Source organism: Chryseobacterium sp. Mn2064, from assembly GCF_049319685.1.
GTDB lineage: Bacteria > Bacteroidota > Bacteroidia > Flavobacteriales > Weeksellaceae > Chryseobacterium.
Window position 1 is genome coordinate 14,238 of the sequence record NZ_JBMOUE010000002.1, and the last position, 18,157, is coordinate 32,394.

Below are 18,157 nucleotides of genomic sequence, written 5' to 3' on the forward strand. Positions count from 1 at the left end.
TTAGTTGATTCTCTTTTTTATAAAAATCTGGTAGCCCAGATATAGTAACGGAAGAGACATAATTCCGAGGTAGGTCATATTATCTATTGCCTGCTGTGGATGTATGGCAATAGAATAAACCAATCCGAAAAAAGCTCCTCCAAGGTGAGCCGCATGGCCCAGGTTATCCCATTGTTTGGGGTTCAGCATCATGTACACGGAATATCCAAAATACAAAGTACCAAACAACCAACCGGGTAAGAAATTGACACTGATCTCATTGGGAGCCATCGCTATAGAGGCAAAAATGATTCCTGATACTGCGCCCGATGCTCCAATAGCAGAATACCAAGGCTGTCTCTGGTAAATTTTCAAACTGAATAGGTTACCCAGAAGCATCGCTCCGAAATAAATGATCAGAAATCCTATCTCTCCAAAAAAGCTGATAACGACACCCTGAAAAAAATACAGGGAAAGCATATTGAAAAACAAATGCATAAGATCTGCATGCAAAAAGGCAGAACTTACAAGTCTTATATATTCTTTACGATTGGTAATAGCACCTACGTTGAATTTATATTTTTCAAATAATGCCATATTATTAAAGCCCATGTAACTGAAAATACATGTAGCTGCGATAATAATCAAAACAATTATATTCATTTTAATGTTTTTTTATGATTAAAAGAAGCCCTTACTTATTCTGTTTCGTTGCTTCCACCATCTTCAAAAAGATCTCCGATAACTCCACCATCTTCATCTGTATCTCCAATGGATTCCGGTTCTTCGTACACTTCCGGTTCTTCTTCTATCGGTTCCGGAATGGTAATATTAATAGCTTTTACTTTAAATTTCGTGAATTGATTTCCGATAGCCTTTATTCCTTTTACCGCAATAAATTCATCGATATTTACTGTTTCAGGATCGCGTTCTTTGCCTTTATCTTTTGCAAAAATGATTTCCGCGGTAGCATCATTAGCCACAATCACATTCTCTATGAATGATTTCGGATGTTCAGATGGCATGAAGGTCTGTACATTCACCGTATTTTCCAACAGGAATCTTTTGATGAAGTAGATATCTTTCTCTCCATCATAATAAATACAGGTGATAGGCTGCTCAGGCCTCCATTTTTCCAACACCAGGTATTCGTCATCGAAACGGTTTCCAAGGTCAAAAGACACTAGTTTTACTTCCCCGTTTGTATTGATTGTCAGAATTCTGTCATCTCCTTTGAAACTTCCCAATAGGGTTCCTCGTACATCTGCATTCAGCCTTCTCACAGTATCATCAAACCAGATTTTTCTTGGGGCAAGCGTAGATACTCCTTCTTCTTTCATATCTACTTTTTTCACCGCATACTTGGTTACCAGATTTCCTTTCGAATCACGCCCTTTGATCGCAAGATCCGAGAAGTTGATCTCCATTTTGTTTTTTCGGATTCTTGGATTCGGTTTCAAAAGTACAGATACCGTTTCTGCTTCTCCATTAGGATTTGCTGAAAAATAAAGAGTTTCAGATCCTTTTTTATCGGAAGCAAGAGGATAATCTGTATTCCTTGTTACTCCAGTTACGGAGAAACGCTTCATATAATAAGGTCCTTCTCTACCCTCGCGGTAGATCATATTGTAGACTGTTCTTTTATCATTTTTCTTCCAAATGGCAACGTGCAGAATATCTTTACCCACAAAGGTTTTCGCTTCCACTTTTACCACCTTCATACTTCCGTCCTTTCTGAATGTAATGATGTCGTCAATATCGGAGCAATCGAAAAGATACTGGTCTTTTTTCAGTGAAGTTCCGATGAAACCTTCTTCGAAATTGGCATAGAACTTTTCATTGGCAACGGCTACTTTTGTGGCATCAATGGTATCAAAAATTCTAAGTTCTGTTTTTCTCTGCTTGTCTTTGCCGTATTTTTTCTGGATATTCAGGTAATAATCAATAGCATACGATACAAGATTGGCAAGATTGTATTTTACCTGATCTATCTTACCTTCCAGAGAAGCAATATTTTCTTTGAATTTATCTAAATCGAATCTTGAAATTCTTTTGATTCTGATCTCTGTCAATTTCAGAATATCTTCCTCCGTTACCGCTCTCAGAAGATGTCCTGTATGAGGTTTCAATCCTGCATCAATGGTTTTCAGTACATCTTCCCAGGTTTTTACCTCTTCGATATCGTGATAGATTCTGTTTTCAATAAAAATTCTTTCCAAAGAAGAGAAATGCCAGCTTTCCTGCAATTCATGAAGTTCAATTTCCAGTTCTTTTTTAAGCAAAGAAACCGTATGATCTGTATTCATTTTCAGAATATCAGACACATTCATGAACATAGGTTTATCTCCCACAATCACACATGCGTTCGGGGAAATTGTTACCTGGCAGTCCGTGAAAGCGTATAAAGCATCAATCGTTTTATCAGGCGAAACATCGTTATGAATATGGATCAGGATTTCTACCTTATCTGAAGTATTATCTTCTATCTTTTTGATCTTGATTTTCCCTTTCTCATTGGCTTTTAGGATAGAGTCAATAAGATCTGTAGTCGTTTTGGAGTATGGAAGTTCAGAAATAACAAGAGTATGTTTATCCGTCTGGGTAATTCTGGCCCTTGCTCTTACTTTTCCACCTCTATGGCCGTCATTATATTCGGAAACATCCAGATAACCGGCTGTTAAGAAGTCCGGATACAATTCAAATTTCTTTCCTTTTAAATAAGATACAGAAGCGGTGATTAGCTCATTGAAGTTGTGAGGCAGTATTTTGGTAGATAACCCTACTCCAATTCCTTCCACTCCCTGTGCAAGAAGCAGAGGGAACTTTACCGGTAAATCAATAGGTTCATTGTTTCTTCCGTCATAAGATTTTGTCCATTCCGTAGTTTTCGGGTTGAAGACTACTTCCAGGGCAAAAGGAGTTAATCTGGCTTCAATATATCTCGCCGCCGCCGCAGAATCTCCTGTATAGATATTTCCCCAGTTTCCCTGAGTATCTATCAGCAATTCTTTCTGCCCGATCTGCACCATGGCATCTGTGATGGAAGCATCACCGTGAGGGTGATATTTCATCGTATTTCCTACGATATTGGCCACCTTATTGTAACGGCCGTCTTCCAGTTCCCGCATGGAGTGCATAATTCTTCGCTGAACGGGCTTCAGGCCATCAAACACTGAAGGAATAGCCCTATCTAAAATTACATAAGAAGCATAATCCAGAAACCAGTCTTTGTAAAGACCGGAAACTTTCTTCAGGCTTTCCCCCTCATGCGAATATTCGTCTGTCGTCATCTGTTTTTAATCTTTTTTCTCTTTATTAGCTTTTACTACTTTATTCAGAGAGAGTTTTAAATCGTTTATTTCTTTTCTCGTCAAATAAGAGATTTCATATTTCAGCATGGTAGAACCACTGTTCTTACTGGACACTGTAATGTATAATCTTTTGATCAGTATAATGTTGATTACATCATATTTGATCAGTTTATATTTGGGGAATTCGTCATGCAACGGCTTGTTCAAAAAAGGAATGATATTCCTGTTTTTAAAGTTCAGAGCTTCGCCATCGCTGTCGTATTCAAAAATTTGCCGGCCCATAAAATAAAAAGTGGCCAGCATAAAAACGGGAACAGCAATCAGTAAATAACTTTCATCTCCCAATGTTTTGAATCTATATTTATTAGCCATAAATGTGATGATTCCAAACACAGCTAACATAATAAGGAGGGTACTTATAGAGTTGTAAACTGATGCCTTGTTACGGTTACTTAGTCTCATTTTGTATTTGGTTGTAATTTTTAAATTTCTACTTCATCCCAAAAAAGTGTTTTATTAGTGTTGTTGTGTTTACGATTTAATTTTTAATTCATCATTTGGGGTTTATCTAGCTCTCTATTTCATCCAGCATTTTCTTCTTATCGATATCTGTATCATCTTCTACTACTAGATTTTCAAGGATAAAAGTCTGCCTGTCCGGTGTATTTTTTCCCATATAGAACTCAAGAAGCTGTTCAATCGTCTGATCTTTTCCTACGACTACAGGTTCAAGACGAATATCTTTTCCGATAAAGTGTTTAAATTCATCCGGGGAAATCTCTCCCAATCCTTTGAATCGGGTAATTTCCGGGTTTTTACCAAGTTCGTTCAGAGCTTTTACTCTTTCTGCTTCGGAATAGCAATATCGGGTTTCTTTTTTATTTCTCACCCTGAATAATGGAGTCTGCAGAATATACAGGTGACCATTCTTAATCAAATCCGGGAAGAACTGCAGGAAGAAGGTAATCATCAGCAATCGAATGTGCATACCATCCACATCGGCATCGGTAGCAATAATGACCTGATTGTATCTCAAATCTTCAAGACTTTCCTCAATATTGAGAGCGGCCTGAAGGAGGTTGAACTCTTCATTCTCATACACCACTTTTTTGGTAAGGCCATAGCAGTTCAAAGGCTTTCCTTTCAGAGAAAATACAGCCTGTGTTTCTACATCTCTTGATTTTGTGATAGATCCTGATGCGGAATCTCCCTCGGTAATGAAAATCTGGGTATCTCCTTTTCTTTCTGCTTTCTGATCATTGTAATGCTGTCTGCAGTCTCGAAGTTTTTTATTGTGGAGAGAAACTTTCTTAGCTCTTTCTCTTGCCAGTTTCTGGATTCCTGAAAGTTCTTTTCTTTCTCTTTCTGAAATCAATATTTTTCGCTGAATTGCCTCTGCAATTTCCGGATTCTTGTGGAAGAAGTTATCCAGTTTGCTTTTAAGGAAATCAATAATGAACGTTCTTACCGTTGGCCCGTTAGGCCCCATATCATTAGATCCCAGCTTGGTTTTAGTCTGAGATTCGAAAACCGGTTCTTCAACGTTGATGGATATTGCGGCAATAATAGACTTCCTGATATCGGAGGCATCAAAGCTTTTGTTAAAAAATTCACGAACTGTTTTTACATACGCTTCACGGAATGCATTAAGGTGAGTACCTCCCTGCGTTGTATTCTGTCCGTTAACAAATGAAAAATAGGTTTCCGTCTGCGATTTATCCGAATGGGTAATGGCAACTTCAATATCGTTATCTTTTAAATGAACGATCGGATAAAGAATATCACTTTCCAATTCTTCTTCAAGGAGATCTTTCAGACCATTTTCAGAGAAATAGGTTTCTCCATTGAAAAGAATTTTCAGTCCCGGGTTCAAATAGGCATAATTGCGGAGCATTCTCTCGATATACTCTTTTCGGTATTTGAAGTGCAGGAATATATCTCCATCAGGAATAAAGGAAATCTCCGTACCATTTCTGTCGGAGGTCTCTTTTTCATCAAAATTTTCTTTGATAAGTCCGCGGGAGAATTCCGCTGCTTTCATTTTTCCATCACGGAAAGAGCGCACTCTGAAATAATCAGAAAGAGCATTTACCGCTTTGGTACCAACACCGTTCAGACCTACCGATTTTTTGAAGGCTTTACTGTCGTACTTACCTCCGGTATTCATTTTGGAAACGGCATCTACTACCTTTCCCAAAGGGATTCCACGGCCAAAGTCACGAATCGTAACTTTACCGTCGTCCAGTTTTATTTCAATTCTTTTCCCTGATCTCATCCTGAACTCGTCGATAGAGTTATCAAGGATTTCTTTAAGCAAAATATAAATACCGTCATCGGCAGACGACCCGTCACCAAGCTTACCGATATACATACCGGGGCGCAGACGGATGTGTTCCTGCCAATCGAGGGTTCTGATATTATCTTCTGAGTAGGTTGGATTTATTTCTTGTGACATATATGATTTCAGCAAACATACAAAAGTACAAAAATGTATAAAATTATCCGAATTTTTTCTGTCTGTTTTTTATAAGAATTCTCCGTAAATATTACTACAATATCAATCAAATACTTAATTTAGTATTTATTTCTCTAAGCCTGAAAAAAGTATTATTTTTTCCTTCTTTTTATTAAGAATAGCTATTGTTTTATTATGTAATCTATCAATTCCGGGCAGATAATCTATAATCATCAACATCTGATTAAGCAACTGTGGTATTCAGCTGAGTGATCATTCTTTTTAGTATTGCAGGAACAATAAGCTGATGAAAAGGACGCACAGGGAGAAAATACAAAACACCCAGCCAGTTATGAAATTTTACTGTTGTGGAAATGGTTAAACAGTTCTCCTTATTTTTATCTTTTGTAGGATCATACAATAGAGACACACGAAAATCAAGATGTTTATCATCCTCTCCAATGATGATCTCATGATCTGTTTTATCAAATATCTTAAAAATGCCTACTTGCTCTCCTATTTCACATGTAAAGTCATTCATATTTTTTGTCTGCTTGCCGTTATCTCCCGTTTTAAGCCCAAACAGCTTTACCATTTTATTTCTGAAAGCAAACATTTTCTTACCCCATTTTGGACTGCTGCTAAAGAAGATTCTCCCAACTTCTGAGATATCAATATTTTGTGGAGCGCTTTTCATTTCACCTTCAAAACTATCGGTATAATCAAACGTATTTTTTCTGTCAAACAAAATAGATTTTGCCGGAAGTTCTATCTTCTTAATTTTCATGATCATGGGGTTTTATTTGTTTTTTTCTCTAACAAATGTACTTAACCTCCAGCATATTTAAAAGAAAAATCTAAACAAATGTTTAAAGTATTGTAAGACCTGAAAAACACCAATTTCATAGAAATTAAACAACACGATAGTTTTCTCCCGAATCATGTTAAACCATCGCAAATAATTCATTACATTCGGTCTTTACAAAATCGCTTTTATGATACAACTTCCTTTGTCTAAACTTTCGAATGTAGGCACCACTATTTTCAGTCAGATGACCCAGCTTGCCAATGAAAATGAAGCCATCAATCTTTCTCAGGGTTTTCCGGATTTTATGCCGGATCAGGAATTACTCAACCATGTAGATCACTTTATTAAAAAAGGATTCAACCAATACGCTCCCTTAGGAGGAATGATTGGCCTCAAAGAGGAAATCGCCAGAAAAATTGAAAACAGTCATCAGGCAGTCTATCATCCGGACTCTGAAATTACCGTGACTGCAGGAGGAACTCAGGCTATTTTCACCGCCATTGCTTCGTTTATCAAGAAAGACGATGAAGTGATTATTTTCGAACCTGCTTATGATTGCTACGAACCCACTGTAGAGCTTTTTGGCGGAGTTGTAAAACGGTTTGAAATGAAAGCTCCTGATTATACAATCGATTGGAATTCCGTAAAAGAACTGATCAGCGAAAAGACCAGAATGATTATTCTCAACAATCCAAACAATCCTTCAGGAAGAATTTTAAATGATGTAGATTTTCAGGAACTGATTAAGCTGGTTAAAGGAACTTCTATCCTTATTTTAAGTGATGAAGTATATGAAAATATAGTTTTTGACGGCAAACAACATGTAAGTATCTGCAAATATCCTGAGCTTAAGGAAAGAAGTTTGCTGGTTGCTTCTTTTGGTAAGTTATTTCATGTAACAGGCTGGAAGGTGGGTTACTGTGCTGCTCCCAAAAACTTAACTGATGAATTCAGAAAAGTTCACCAGTTCAATGTGTTCTGTGTCAATACTCCTATTCAGCTTGCTTTGGCAGAATATATGAAAAATGATGAGCATTACACGCACCTGAATGATTTCTTCCAGGAAAAAAGAGATTTTCTCAGAAGTGGTCTTTCGGGAACTTCTTTTGAATTATTAGATTGTGAAGGAACCTATTTCCAGGCAGTAAAATATGATAAGATCTCAGACAAGAATGACTTTGACTTCGCTACAGAATTAACGGTTAATCATAAAGTGGCAAGTGTCCCTTTCTCGTCATTCTATAAAAATAAACTTAATGAAAATGTAATCAGGCTTTGTTTTGCCAAGAAACAGGAAACTCTGGAAAGAGCGATTGAAAATCTCTCTAAAATTTAGAAGCCTTTTTAAAAAAACATCGTTCTTCTTTTATTTTTTCTCAACATAGTGATTTATATTGAATATTTCCTTATATTCGTAACTCTAACTGGCTAAAAACCAAAATCATGAAGAAGGAAATTATAAACAGAGGAAGAAAACTAAATAAAAAAGAACTCAATACCATCCAGGGAGGGCGCAGAATATGTCATCCACCAGGCACTTCAGAATGTGCTTATTACGGTAAATTCTGTGGAGAACCGGAATGCCAGGTTCCACCTATCCTTAATTAATATTAGCTAAAACATACAGGCTGTATAAAACCTGATTATCAGCCTGCTATCTTCATTTTCATAACTAATAAACGATAAAAACCAGCCTTTACAGACTGGTTTTTATTTTGAAGATCAGGTTTTTAAACCCTTATTTATAAAAACATTCCACCGGATGCTTCAATTCTTTGTCCGTTGATCCATCCTGCATCTTCTGTACACAGGAATGCTACAACACCTCCGATATCGTCAGGAAGCCCTACTCTTCCTAATGCTGTAGAACCTGCTACCATCGCATTAATTTCTTCATTATCTCTCACTCTTCCCCCTCCAAAGTCTGTTTCTATTGCTCCCGGAGCCACTACATTGGCTTTAATCTTTCTTGCTCCCAGTTCTTTAGCCATATATTTGGTAAGCATCTCCACTCCAGCTTTTATAGATCCGTAAATAGAAGATCCCGGTGTTGCAAATCTTGCCAATCCCGAAGATATATTCACGATTCCTCCTCCGTTATTGATAAAAGGTAAAAACTTCTGAGTCAGGAAAAACACCCCTTTGAAGTGAATATCCACCACATCATCCAACTGCTCTTCTGTTACTTCTGTAATAGGCGAATATAAAGCGGTTCCTGCATTATTGATCAGATAATCAATATTTGGGCTTCCGGTATTTTCCTGCAAATGATGGGTTACTTCTTTTACAAAAGCATCAAAGCTTTTAAGATCTTTGGTATCCAGCTGATAAGCAACTGCCTTTTGACCCATTGCTTTTATTTCCTCAACCACGGCTTCTGCTTCCTGCTGGTTGCTTCTATAAGTAATGATAACGTCTAGTCCTTTCTTAGCAATTTTAAGTGCAGAGTTTTTACCTAATCCACGGCTACCTCCTGTCACTAATGCAATTTTCGTTTTTGTTTCCATTTGTTTGAATATTTTGATGATACAAAGTTGAGATATTTTAAGAAGGAAGAGTTTGCTCAGATCAATCCAAAATTTGCAAAATTCAAATCATGAGCGAAACTCTAAGGGAGTCAAAGAAGTTTTCTTTTTAAAGAAATTGGAAAAATGGGCAATTTCTTCAAATCCTAAAGCATAGGAAATCTCGGAGACATTCCATTGGGTCTGTTTCAGGAGAATTTTTGCTTCCTGGGTAATACGGTCTGTAATAATTTCTGTGGTTGTTTTGCCTGTACTTTCTTTAAGCTTTTTATTCAAATAATTAACATGAACAGCCAGTCTGTCGGCGTAATCTTTAGCAGTTTTCAGCTGCAGCCTCTGCTCCGAAGATTCTACGGGAAACTGTCTTTCCAACAGCTCTACAAATAGAGAAACGACCCTCATGGAAGCATCGTTTGAGGTTGATATTTTAGATGCAGGTTGCAGTTTCTGTCCGTAATGGATTAGCTCTAAAACATAGTTCCTGATCAGATCATATTTGAAAATATAGTCTGAGGCGATCTCTTTTTTGATCTTTTTAAACAGATGTTCAATTTCATCAGCCAACTCATCATCAATTTCAAAAACAGGAACTGTTCCCGGCTGAAAAATAGGCAGGCTTTCCAAGCTATTCTTCGATCTGTCTTTCATAAAAAAATCTTCCGTGAAAACACAGAAGCTCCCCGACTGGTTCGGATCTTCAGGAACCCAGTGATAAGGAACCTTTGGCGTGGCAAATAATAAAGCATTCTGCTTAATCGAAATCACTTTGTCCGCATATTCTGCTCTGTTTTTACCTTTAATAAAGCTTATCTTATAATATTTTCTCCTGTTATAAGGCATTTCGGAGGTAGATCTTACCCTTTCCAGCGTCTGTGCAATATCAAAAACATTGAAGTGTCCAATATCTTTATGAAGACCTTTTGGGAAAATACTTTCCAGATCCTTGCCTAATTTGGCTGCCATTTCTCTGTAGAAATCTTCCAGTGAAGTATGAGCTATCTTTTCCATAACAGATTATTTGTAAAATTCAAATATGCAAAGTTATAACTTTTGAAATAATGAAGATCTTTTCTTCCAATTACAGCATTCGTTTTAATGGATCGTCATTCTTCAATTTATTCTAAGATGATTGAAAAGCTACAGATTTCTTGCCAATATTCCAAACTCTTTTTTAAAAGCAAAAGAAAAGTGAGACAGGTCTTCAAAGCCTAAATCAATGTAAATATCTGTTGGTTTTTGCCTTTTTTCTTCGATCAGAAAACGGGCTTCCTGCAATCTTCTTTTCACCAGCCAACGGTTAGGCGTTTCATTAAAAATTTTCTTAAAGTCTCTTTTAAAAGCAGATAAACTGCGTCCGGTAAGAAAAGCAAAACGTTCCAGGCTGACATTAAATTTGTAGTTTCTCTGCATAAACTCTTCAAGATCAATACGCCCCGGAATTCCAAAATCAAACAGAATATCGGACAATTCGGGGTGCAGCTGCAAAAGAATAAGCAGAAGTTCTTCTCTTTTCACATCAGAAAATGCATTGTTTACCATCCCCGAATCTGTATAATAGGGCTCCAGCGAAAGGAGAAGACTATTGATCAAGGGATCTTTTTTAAGCTGAATAAAAGCATCATTAGACTGATGGTTCTGAAAAGACACCTTATGCTTTTTATGAAATTCCTGTAAAAAGGGTTCGTCAAAAATGAAGATCACCTTTTCAAATTCATTATTATCCCTCTGCTTATTATACCGCGCCAGCCTGTTCTTCCGTACGATACAGCTGTCACCAGGTTTCAGAGTGTAATGCTTATTTCCGTCATAGCCGTTCATCATGCCTTTTGCAAGAAACAAAAAGAAATGTTCAGTAATAAACTGCTCCGGTGATATGGCAGGACCTACAAAACAGGATTTTATTTCAGTTATTTTCATGAGATATTATTTTACAGTTTTCCACCATGGTTTAAATATCTGCGCAGGATCATCCAAACGTACCATTTCTCCAATCATAGGTGTGGCAAGGCGATAAGGCCTCCCTTGTGAAAGTTGGGAAATCTTCTCCAGCGGTTCATTCCATGGATGTCTTGCTAAGGTAAACTTAGAATGGTGAACGGGCAGCATATTCTTCGCTTTTAATTCGGTAACGGCCTGAGCAACTTCTTCAGGAAGTTCATGTACAGACTGCCATGCTTTATTGTACTGTCCGCATTCCATAATAGCCCAGTCGATAGGGGGATATTTCTCAGCTATCTTTTTAAAACGATCACTATACCCTCCGTCACCGCTGTAATATACATTCATAGAAGGTGACTGAATAAAGAAAGACAGCCATAAAGCCTGTGAACTTTTAAATCCTCTCCCGCCATCGTGATGGGTGCTTTCTGTAAAGATAGAGAAGCCGGGTTTCACTTCCTGTCGGTCTCCCCAGTCCTTTTCGAGAATCTGTTGCTTTGTATAGCCCCATTTTTCGTAATGGGCGCCTGCTCCAAGTCCACAGATCACATATTGTACTTTAGATTGCAGCGCTTTTACGGTTTCATAATCGAGGTGATCATAGTGATCATGAGAAAGCAGCATATAATCGATCTGAGGCATATCTTCGGCAGTGTAAATATCACTTCCTCGGTATGCTTTTACCCCCCATGGCAACGGTGAAGCCTTACCGCTAAAGACCGGATCTACTAAGATTTTCACCCCATCCAACTGCAGAAAGAAGGAAGAATGCCCAAACCATACTATGACATTCTTGTCGGCAGGAATATTTTTAAGATCTGTTTTTACCGAAGGCAGGCTGTCTGAAGGTTCAGTATGCGGATATTCTTCAACCAGAGACCTCCATATTTCACCTGACATACTGTAGCCTGGTGTAATGGTTGGTTTTTCTATCAGATTTCTGAATTTCCCACCTTTATAATGAGGTGACTTTTTAATCATTTCCAGTCGGTATCCTTCCGGTAATGCTCCAAATTGAGGTTTTTTCATATAGAAGTAAACAACGGAAACACCAATCAGGATCAGACAGAGTAAGACAACGGCTGTTCTCTTTATGATCTTTAGAAACTTCTTCATAAGGTGGCCGCTGTTTTAATATCTTTGACTTCCAGTATAGGCTTATCGTACCCTTTAGCAACACAATTGATCATGGCTGAGCCCACTTCCTGCATTTTACAGATCCAGCCGGGAAATATGATATACCATAAAGGAGCTAAAGCATCAAACACCCTGTAAATAAAACGGACATTCTGCTGACCTTTTACGGGCCTCATAAATCCCGGACGAAAATTGTATACAGCTTTAAAAGGCAGTTTGAGTAAAGCATTTTCTGTTCTTCCTTTTACCCTTGCCCACATTACCTTTCCCTGTTCTGTGCTGTCGGTTCTGTTTCCTGAAACATAAATAAATGTCATTGAGGAATTGATCCGGGATAATGCTTCTGCAAAAGGAACCACAAAATGATAGGTTTTTTGGGTAAAACTTTCTTCGGTTTCGCCGACAGAACTTGCTCCTGCACAAAAGAAGCAGGCATCATATCCTCTAAGTTCGTCCGAATAGTTCTTTATTTCTGAAAAATCTTTTACGACAAGTTCTTTCAGTTTATGATGCTGCCGGTTGAGCGGTTTTCTCCCAATCACCAGTATTTCTTTTACATCCGGATTTTGAAGACTGACGAGTAAAACGCCCTCTCCTACTAACCCAGTTGCTCCTGTGATGATTATTTTCATTTTAAATTTGGTTAAATTTGATTAAACTTTCTGCAGCAGCTACTATGGCTTCTTCTGCACTTCGTGGCTGCCATCCTAAAAGACTTTTTGCTTTTTCGCTGCTGGCTCTTTTGACAAGTCCTAAATGGGGAACAATCATATTGAGCTTCGGATTGAAAACAGCAAACAACCTTATCATCCAATTAGGAAGTTCTTTTGTCGGAGCTTTATGAGCTATATTTCCCAGATTCTTTCTAAGAACCGCTGACACTTCCAGCATAGAAAGGGCTTCTCCCGCCACCGCAAGAAAACGCTGTCCATTAGCTTCAGGCATCGTCATTGCTTTAAAGTGAAGATCGGCAACATCCCGTACATCTACAAATCCGGTAATCAGTTTGGGACACCCTTTCATCTCACCATTCAACATCTGCTTAATCACCTGCAAGGAATGTGCATAATCTGCAGACAAAACGGGTCCCAATACAGTTGTTGGGTTTACAACTGATAATTCCATTCCATTTCCTTCATTTTTTATAAAATCCCATGCTGCCTTTTCTGAGATTGTTTTGGAACGCTGATAAGGAGCTACGGTATCATTAATGACTGTCCAGTCTTCTTCCGTATAAGGCGTATTTTTAAATGTTCCATAACTTACAGCACCAAACGCAGAAGTCAAAACCACTCTTTTCACCCCTGCTTTTTGGGCAGCCCGCAATACAAAAAGAACTCCGTTCTTAGCCGGAATCACAAAGTCATCCTCTGTTTTCGCATCGGTATGAGGGGTCGGTGAAGCCGTGTGTATAACATACTGACAGCCTTCAGCTGCTTTTTCCCAGCTTGCTTCATTTTCAAGGTCTGCTTCTGCGAAAGAAAGGTCTTCAAAAGACTGTATTCCACCTTCTTTAAGCATTTGCTTTACCAGATCAGCCTTTTTAAGGGAACGGATTGCCGCTTTTACTTTAAATCCATTATTAAGAAGGGTGATGATACAATATGAGGCGATAAAGCCTGAACCTCCTGTCACTAAAACTGTTTCTTTATTTTCCATTTGTTCAATATTTATAGAGCAAATATCAGCAATAGGCAGCATATAAATTGTGTTGAAAAGTCCATTTTTATTGTGTTGAAAAGTCCAATACATTTATTGTATTCAAGTTAGTTTAATTATCAACACCAATCGTACTTTGTTTAAAAAATTAATCATTTTTCTTAATTGAGTGATATATTTTCGTTTATTTTTATTACATTCGTCAAAACTAACTCACTAAAAATCAAAATAATGAAAAATCAAATCTCACAAATCGGCAAAAAGCTTAACAAGCAACAGCTAAGAACAATTCAGGGAGGTATGCTGGATTGTATGCAACCGAGGATCTGCACTCCGGATGTCCCATGCGAAACCTATCCACCAGATGATGTAAGAAACTGTACAACCATTTCAGTAGGCTGTGCACAAAAAATCTGCAGACCATAACCCCAATACTTCTATACCATAATCACCCAATTCAAAAATTATATCGTATGAAAAATCAGGACTTAAACCACGGAAAAAAATTAAATAAAAAACAATTAAGAGTCATTACCGGGGGAAAAGAAATGTGTTTACTCCCGGACCTTACCTGTAAAAGATTTTCATTGGCCTGTGCAGAACCTCAGTGCCAGCCTACTATTGAACTTGAATAACATCCATACAAAACTTAAACTAATAACAAACTCATTTAAAATCAATTACCATGAAAAAACAAATGTCAGAGAATGCAAAAAAATTAAGTAAAAAAGACCTGAAAAACATCGTTGGAGGCGTAAAATTATGTATGCAAGATAATGCATGCACACAAAGTAGCTCTTCATGTCATGAGTCAACGTGTAAACCGGGAGGTGGAGGACCTGTAAAATGTACAGATATCTTGAATAAATGCGTTGTTTATTCCATGGGATGTATAGAACCTCAATGCCACTTCGATACAGGTAGTCCGTTTTAGATATAAAGGCCTATCATTGGCTTTTACAACATCTCTAAAAAGAGCTTTTCAATTCAAGAACCTTAAAACTAACTAATAACAAATTCATTTAAATCAATTACCATGAAAAAGCAAATGTCTGAGAACGCAAAAAAACTAAGTAAAAAAGAGCTGAGAACAATTGCCGGAGGTGTAAAACTTTGCAAGAGTGGCGGTGTATGCGTGCAACATGGTCCTGCATGCTATGAACCAGATTGTAAAGATGGCGAGGGAGGATCTGTAAGATGTACAGATATAGTTAATAACTGTGTGATGTACTCTATAGAATGTATAGAACCGAAATGCAGATTCGATATAGGCATTCCTCTTTCTTAAGTAAAAAACAAAAAAGCTGCTCTCTGATTTTAGGGAGCAGTTTTTTATTACTGTATAGGAAACTTAAACAACAGTTCCCCCAATATTTTCCAAGATCCATTTCCCTTTTACATACTTTGCTTTATAATCATTCGTAAAGCTGCTTCCGGATTCATAGATATAGACCGTATCCGGATCTTTATCGTCTTTCTGGATTTTCGAAAGACTCCTGTTTGTAACATCTGTCATTCTTACATAATAGGGTTGCTTCTTTGTACTTTCAGGAATAAAAAGGACTCTATATTGGGGATTGATCTGATGAAAATAATCGCAGTCGCTTTTATAGACAGAAAATGTATACCGTAATTTTTTCATCATCTCTGCATTAAAATCCGGCAAAAGATCTTCGTACAGCTGTGCAAATTTATTTTTTTCAGATCTGAACATCGGATTCAAATCATCAAAATCATTGATTCCGTCTCCGTCTGTATCTTTACTCTCAGGATTCAAGCCAAAGCTTTTCTCAAAAATATCATTATATCCGTCCTGATCGGAATCTTTCATCAAACTTTTTAAGTTTATTTTGAAGAGTTTACCATCTTCCATTGCAGAATAATCGTCATATCCCGGAAGACCAGGCACTTTTACAATTTTGACCAAACTTCCTTCGAGCTGTAGAAAACCATCTTTTATCATAGGCAATTCCTGAGTTTTATTGAAATAATAATGACTGAAGCTCAAACCAAGGAAGTAAGCAGCATGTTTATTATTTTCAATGGTAAGTAACCAAAATCCCAATCGGTTCTGTCCCAGAGCATATAAAACATTTCCTGTATCTTGCTGAAAGTGAAAGAAAAACTGATCTGAAAACTTTTCCCGGAAGAGTTTAAAGTCTGTTTCCTGCTTTTTATATATTTTATCTAATTCTTCATAGTTTCGGGAAGGATGAGAGGCAATACTGTCTTTCTTAAAGCTTCTGAATTTTTTGAGGTTTACGATATCAAGATAATCAGGCTTTTCGTTTAAAATTTGTTGTGCGGTATAAGGTTTAGATTCTTTATACCCTTCGAACTTTTGATCATTGCTATTGATAAAGCATCTTTGTTCAATGGTTTGAGAGCAGGAAAGAAACAGAACCGGAAGGATAAGATATAGAATTTTCATGATTAAATTTTGTGGGGATGAATGCAAAAAGCGCTCCCAAATTCATGGAAGCGCCTTTCTATTACAAACTAACTTTAATATTTTCTTATACGTTGAATCTAAAGTGCATGATGTCACCATCCTGTACAATATATTCTTTACCTTCTACAGAAAGTTTTCCGGCTTCTTTAATCTTTACTTCAGAACCGTAAGTAATGTAATCGTTGTATTTGATTACTTCTGCACGGATGAAACCTTTCTCAAAATCGGTGTGGATTACCCCAGCAGCTTGTGGAGCCGTCCATCCCTGTCCGATCGTCCATGCTCTTACTTCTTTTACTCCTGCAGTAAAGTATGTCTGAAGTTTTAAAAGGTCATATGCCTTTCTGATCAGACGGTTTACTCCTGGTTCTGTAAGCCCTAGCTCATCAAGGAAGATTTCTCTTTCTTCAAAAGTCTCCAGCTCGTTGATATCAGCTTCAATTTGAGCGGCTAATACAACTACCTCTGCTCCTTCGTTCTGAGCCATTTCTGCAATTTTACCAATCCATTCGTTTCCGTTTTTGATAGAGTTTTCGTCTACATTACAAACGTAAAGTACCGGCTTGTTGGTCAAAAGCTGAACTTCTCCAATGATTGATTTTGCAAAATCATCGGTTGCAAATTCTCTCGCATTTTTACCATCTTCAAGGAATTTCTGTAAATTCTGAAGGGTTTCATACGTAAGGATGTCTTCTTTCTTACCGGATTTGATGAATTTTTTAGCTTTTTCAACTGCTTTTCCTACGGTTTCAAGGTCTTTCAGCTGTAGCTCGATATCAATGATTTCTTTATCTCTTAACGGATCTACTGAACCTTCAACGTGAACAATATTTCCATTATCAAAACATCTTAAAACGTGGATGATAGCTTCACACTCACGAATGTTAGCCAAGAACTGGTTCCCCAATCCTTCTCCTTTACTCGCTCCTTTCACAAGACCTGCAATATCAACGATTTCCACCACTGCCGGTAACACTCTCTCCGGTTTTACGATTTTCTCCAGTTCAAAAAGTCTCTGATCTGGTACAGAAACCGTTCCAAGGTTAGGTTCAATGGTACAGAAAGGGTAGTTTGCTGACTGAGCTTTTGCGTTACTCAAGCAGTTAAAAAGAGTTGATTTACCTACATTCGGCAGGCCTACGATTCCACATTTCATATTGTAAAATTCAAAGTTTAAGGTTTAAAGGCAATTCAAGGTTTTTCTCATGGTAAGCATTATACGCAGAATCTTGAATTACGAGTGTGCAAAGATAGTGTTTTTTAAGGGAGTTTCATAATAAAAAATCTGTCAGTACTCTGACAGATTTTTCAAACGGGTTGTGTTTTCCTGTTTTTATTTTAAGGATTGGTACCTGTGGCATTCTGCGCCAGAGGAACGTCATTAGGGGCTTCCTGTAAAGCTTTATCAAGGGTGAACAAAGATTCATCCGTAGCTCTGTCTCCTCCTGCAATTTTCAATTTATCAATTAAGTTCTGTGCTAACGTTTCTTCTTCAATCTGTTCCTGTACAAACCACTGCATGAAATTCCAGGTTGCCCAGTCTTTTTCTTCCATAGAAAGGTCTACGATGTTGTAAATGGCTGTGGTATTATCTACTTCGTGTTTAAAAACGCCATCGAAGCAGGCTGTAAGTGTTTTAGGATCTGCCGGAGGGGCTGGTATGGCATTTACTTTAGGCTTTCCACCTCGGTTGAGAATATATTCCATGAATTTAATCGAATGGTTTCTTTCTTCCTGAGAATGGCGGTACAGGAAGTTGGCAATTCCCTGGTAGCCTTTATCATCCGCCCATATTCCATACGATAAAAATACGTGTGATGCGTGAATTTCTTTGTTCATCTGATCGCTAAGTGCTTTTTCCATTTTTGTGGAAAGTCTTTTAGTATTCATAAT

The 18,157-nt window shown here is 37.6% G+C and carries 19 protein-coding genes; 5 read left to right on the plus strand and 14 right to left on the minus strand.

From position 1 onward, the window contains the following. The 5 genes from ACL9RH_RS07180 to ACL9RH_RS07200 form a co-directional block, all read right to left on the minus strand. Positions 1–642: a rhomboid family intramembrane serine protease gene (locus ACL9RH_RS07180; RefSeq protein ID WP_422692675.1), complete on the minus strand. Its 642-nt coding sequence runs from the start codon at positions 640–642 to the stop codon at positions 1–3. Between the two features lie 35 nt (positions 643–677). Next, positions 678–3,269: a DNA gyrase/topoisomerase IV subunit A gene (locus ACL9RH_RS07185; protein ID WP_422692676.1), complete on the minus strand. Its 2,592-nt coding sequence runs from the start codon at positions 3,267–3,269 to the stop codon at positions 678–680. Between the two features lie 6 nt (positions 3,270–3,275). Next, positions 3,276–3,752, minus strand: a complete 477-nt coding sequence (locus tag ACL9RH_RS07190; protein WP_422692677.1) for a hypothetical protein — start codon at positions 3,750–3,752, stop codon at positions 3,276–3,278. A gap of 106 nt (positions 3,753–3,858) precedes the next feature. Then, complete coding sequence (locus tag ACL9RH_RS07195) at positions 3,859–5,745, minus strand: DNA topoisomerase IV subunit B (protein WP_422692678.1); 1,887 nt, start codon at positions 5,743–5,745, stop codon at positions 3,859–3,861. Between the two features lie 244 nt (positions 5,746–5,989). Further along, positions 5,990–6,532 (minus strand): DUF2867 domain-containing protein, encoded by a 543-nt coding sequence (locus tag ACL9RH_RS07200; RefSeq protein ID WP_422692679.1) that lies wholly within the window; start codon positions 6,530–6,532, stop codon positions 5,990–5,992. Between the two features lie 208 nt (positions 6,533–6,740). Between ACL9RH_RS07200 and ACL9RH_RS07205 the strand changes: the two genes are divergently transcribed. Continuing rightward, a complete protein-coding gene (locus tag ACL9RH_RS07205; protein ID WP_422692680.1) occupies positions 6,741–7,889 on the plus strand; it encodes a methionine aminotransferase in 1,149 nt (382 codons plus the stop codon). Positions 7,890–7,996: 107 nt separating this feature from the next. Beyond that, on the plus strand, positions 7,997–8,161 hold the full coding sequence (locus tag ACL9RH_RS07210; protein ID WP_422692681.1) for a bacteriocin: 165 nt from the start codon (positions 7,997–7,999) through the stop codon (positions 8,159–8,161). Between the two features lie 134 nt (positions 8,162–8,295). Here ACL9RH_RS07210 and ACL9RH_RS07215 read toward each other — a convergent pair whose 3' ends face one another. From ACL9RH_RS07215 to ACL9RH_RS07240, 6 genes are all read right to left on the minus strand, one after another. After that, positions 8,296–9,060 (minus strand): SDR family NAD(P)-dependent oxidoreductase, encoded by a 765-nt coding sequence (locus tag ACL9RH_RS07215; RefSeq protein ID WP_422692682.1) that lies wholly within the window; start codon positions 9,058–9,060, stop codon positions 8,296–8,298. Positions 9,061–9,147: 87 nt separating this feature from the next. Then, positions 9,148–10,086, minus strand: a complete 939-nt coding sequence (locus ACL9RH_RS07220; protein WP_422692683.1) for a helix-turn-helix domain-containing protein — start codon at positions 10,084–10,086, stop codon at positions 9,148–9,150. Between the two features lie 129 nt (positions 10,087–10,215). Beyond that, positions 10,216–10,995 carry a helix-turn-helix domain-containing protein gene (locus ACL9RH_RS07225; protein WP_422692684.1) on the minus strand — a complete coding sequence of 260 codons (780 nt, stop codon included), beginning with the start codon at positions 10,993–10,995 and terminating at the stop codon, positions 10,216–10,218. A gap of 6 nt (positions 10,996–11,001) precedes the next feature. Beyond that, positions 11,002–12,132 (minus strand): MBL fold metallo-hydrolase, encoded by a 1,131-nt coding sequence (locus ACL9RH_RS07230; protein ID WP_422692685.1) that lies wholly within the window; start codon positions 12,130–12,132, stop codon positions 11,002–11,004. Beyond that, entirely contained in the window at positions 12,129–12,785 is a 657-nt protein-coding gene (locus ACL9RH_RS07235; protein ID WP_422692687.1) for an NAD-dependent epimerase/dehydratase family protein, read from the minus strand. The genes ACL9RH_RS07230 and ACL9RH_RS07235 overlap by 4 nt, the downstream gene beginning before the upstream one ends. 1 nt (position 12,786) lies before the next feature. Continuing rightward, positions 12,787–13,812: an SDR family oxidoreductase gene (locus tag ACL9RH_RS07240; protein WP_422692688.1), complete on the minus strand. Its 1,026-nt coding sequence runs from the start codon at positions 13,810–13,812 to the stop codon at positions 12,787–12,789. A 231-nt stretch (positions 13,813–14,043) separates the two neighbouring features. Between ACL9RH_RS07240 and ACL9RH_RS07245 the strand changes: the two genes are divergently transcribed. From ACL9RH_RS07245 to ACL9RH_RS07255, 3 genes are all read left to right on the plus strand, one after another. Continuing rightward, positions 14,044–14,238, plus strand: coding sequence for a hypothetical protein (locus tag ACL9RH_RS07245; protein WP_422692689.1), 195 nt, complete (start codon positions 14,044–14,046; stop codon positions 14,236–14,238). A gap of 47 nt (positions 14,239–14,285) precedes the next feature. Beyond that, positions 14,286–14,447 carry a hypothetical protein gene (locus tag ACL9RH_RS07250; RefSeq protein WP_422692691.1) on the plus strand — a complete coding sequence of 54 codons (162 nt, stop codon included), beginning with the start codon at positions 14,286–14,288 and terminating at the stop codon, positions 14,445–14,447. Positions 14,448–14,848: 401 nt separating this feature from the next. Then, on the plus strand, positions 14,849–15,100 hold the full coding sequence (locus ACL9RH_RS07255) for a hypothetical protein (RefSeq protein ID WP_422692693.1): 252 nt from the start codon (positions 14,849–14,851) through the stop codon (positions 15,098–15,100). Between the two features lie 63 nt (positions 15,101–15,163). On the opposite strand, the gene ACL9RH_RS07260 is transcribed toward ACL9RH_RS07255, so the two are convergent. The 3 genes from ACL9RH_RS07260 to ACL9RH_RS07270 all read right to left on the minus strand — a co-directional run bounded on the left by ACL9RH_RS07260 (position 15,164) and on the right by ACL9RH_RS07270 (position 18,154). Further along, a complete protein-coding gene (locus tag ACL9RH_RS07260) occupies positions 15,164–16,243 on the minus strand; it encodes a hypothetical protein (RefSeq protein WP_422692694.1) in 1,080 nt (359 codons plus the stop codon). Positions 16,244–16,328: 85 nt separating this feature from the next. Further along, complete coding sequence (ychF, locus tag ACL9RH_RS07265; protein ID WP_422692695.1) at positions 16,329–17,420, minus strand: redox-regulated ATPase YchF; 1,092 nt, start codon at positions 17,418–17,420, stop codon at positions 16,329–16,331. 182 nt (positions 17,421–17,602) lie between these two features. Further along, complete coding sequence (locus tag ACL9RH_RS07270; RefSeq protein ID WP_422692696.1) at positions 17,603–18,154, minus strand: ferritin; 552 nt, start codon at positions 18,152–18,154, stop codon at positions 17,603–17,605. Positions 18,155–18,157 lie beyond the last annotated feature (3 nt).

Coding starts and splice junctions, on each gene's coding strand:
- ACL9RH_RS07180 (WP_422692675.1), bottom strand. CDS start 642: ATGAATATAATTGTTTTGATTATTATCGCAGCTACATGTATTTTCAGT.
- ACL9RH_RS07185 (WP_422692676.1), bottom strand. CDS start 3,269: ATGACGACAGACGAATATTCGCATGAGGGGGAAAGCCTGAAGAAAGTT.
- ACL9RH_RS07190 (WP_422692677.1), bottom strand. CDS start 3,752: ATGAGACTAAGTAACCGTAACAAGGCATCAGTTTACAACTCTATAAGT.
- ACL9RH_RS07195 (WP_422692678.1), bottom strand. CDS start 5,745: ATGTCACAAGAAATAAATCCAACCTACTCAGAAGATAATATCAGAACC.
- ACL9RH_RS07200 (WP_422692679.1), bottom strand. CDS start 6,532: ATGAAAATTAAGAAGATAGAACTTCCGGCAAAATCTATTTTGTTTGAC.
- ACL9RH_RS07205 (WP_422692680.1), top strand. CDS start 6,741: ATGATACAACTTCCTTTGTCTAAACTTTCGAATGTAGGCACCACTATT.
- ACL9RH_RS07210 (WP_422692681.1), top strand. CDS start 7,997: ATGAAGAAGGAAATTATAAACAGAGGAAGAAAACTAAATAAAAAAGAA.
- ACL9RH_RS07215 (WP_422692682.1), bottom strand. CDS start 9,060: ATGGAAACAAAAACGAAAATTGCATTAGTGACAGGAGGTAGCCGTGGA.
- ACL9RH_RS07220 (WP_422692683.1), bottom strand. CDS start 10,086: ATGGAAAAGATAGCTCATACTTCACTGGAAGATTTCTACAGAGAAATG.
- ACL9RH_RS07225 (WP_422692684.1), bottom strand. CDS start 10,995: ATGAAAATAACTGAAATAAAATCCTGTTTTGTAGGTCCTGCCATATCA.
- ACL9RH_RS07230 (WP_422692685.1), bottom strand. CDS start 12,132: ATGAAGAAGTTTCTAAAGATCATAAAGAGAACAGCCGTTGTCTTACTC.
- ACL9RH_RS07235 (WP_422692687.1), bottom strand. CDS start 12,785: ATGAAAATAATCATCACAGGAGCAACTGGGTTAGTAGGAGAGGGCGTT.
- ACL9RH_RS07240 (WP_422692688.1), bottom strand. CDS start 13,812: ATGGAAAATAAAGAAACAGTTTTAGTGACAGGAGGTTCAGGCTTTATC.
- ACL9RH_RS07245 (WP_422692689.1), top strand. CDS start 14,044: ATGAAAAATCAAATCTCACAAATCGGCAAAAAGCTTAACAAGCAACAG.
- ACL9RH_RS07250 (WP_422692691.1), top strand. CDS start 14,286: ATGAAAAATCAGGACTTAAACCACGGAAAAAAATTAAATAAAAAACAA.
- ACL9RH_RS07255 (WP_422692693.1), top strand. CDS start 14,849: ATGAAAAAGCAAATGTCTGAGAACGCAAAAAAACTAAGTAAAAAAGAG.
- ACL9RH_RS07260 (WP_422692694.1), bottom strand. CDS start 16,243: ATGAAAATTCTATATCTTATCCTTCCGGTTCTGTTTCTTTCCTGCTCT.
- ychF (WP_422692695.1), bottom strand. CDS start 17,420: ATGAAATGTGGAATCGTAGGCCTGCCGAATGTAGGTAAATCAACTCTT.
- ACL9RH_RS07270 (WP_422692696.1), bottom strand. CDS start 18,154: ATGAATACTAAAAGACTTTCCACAAAAATGGAAAAAGCACTTAGCGAT.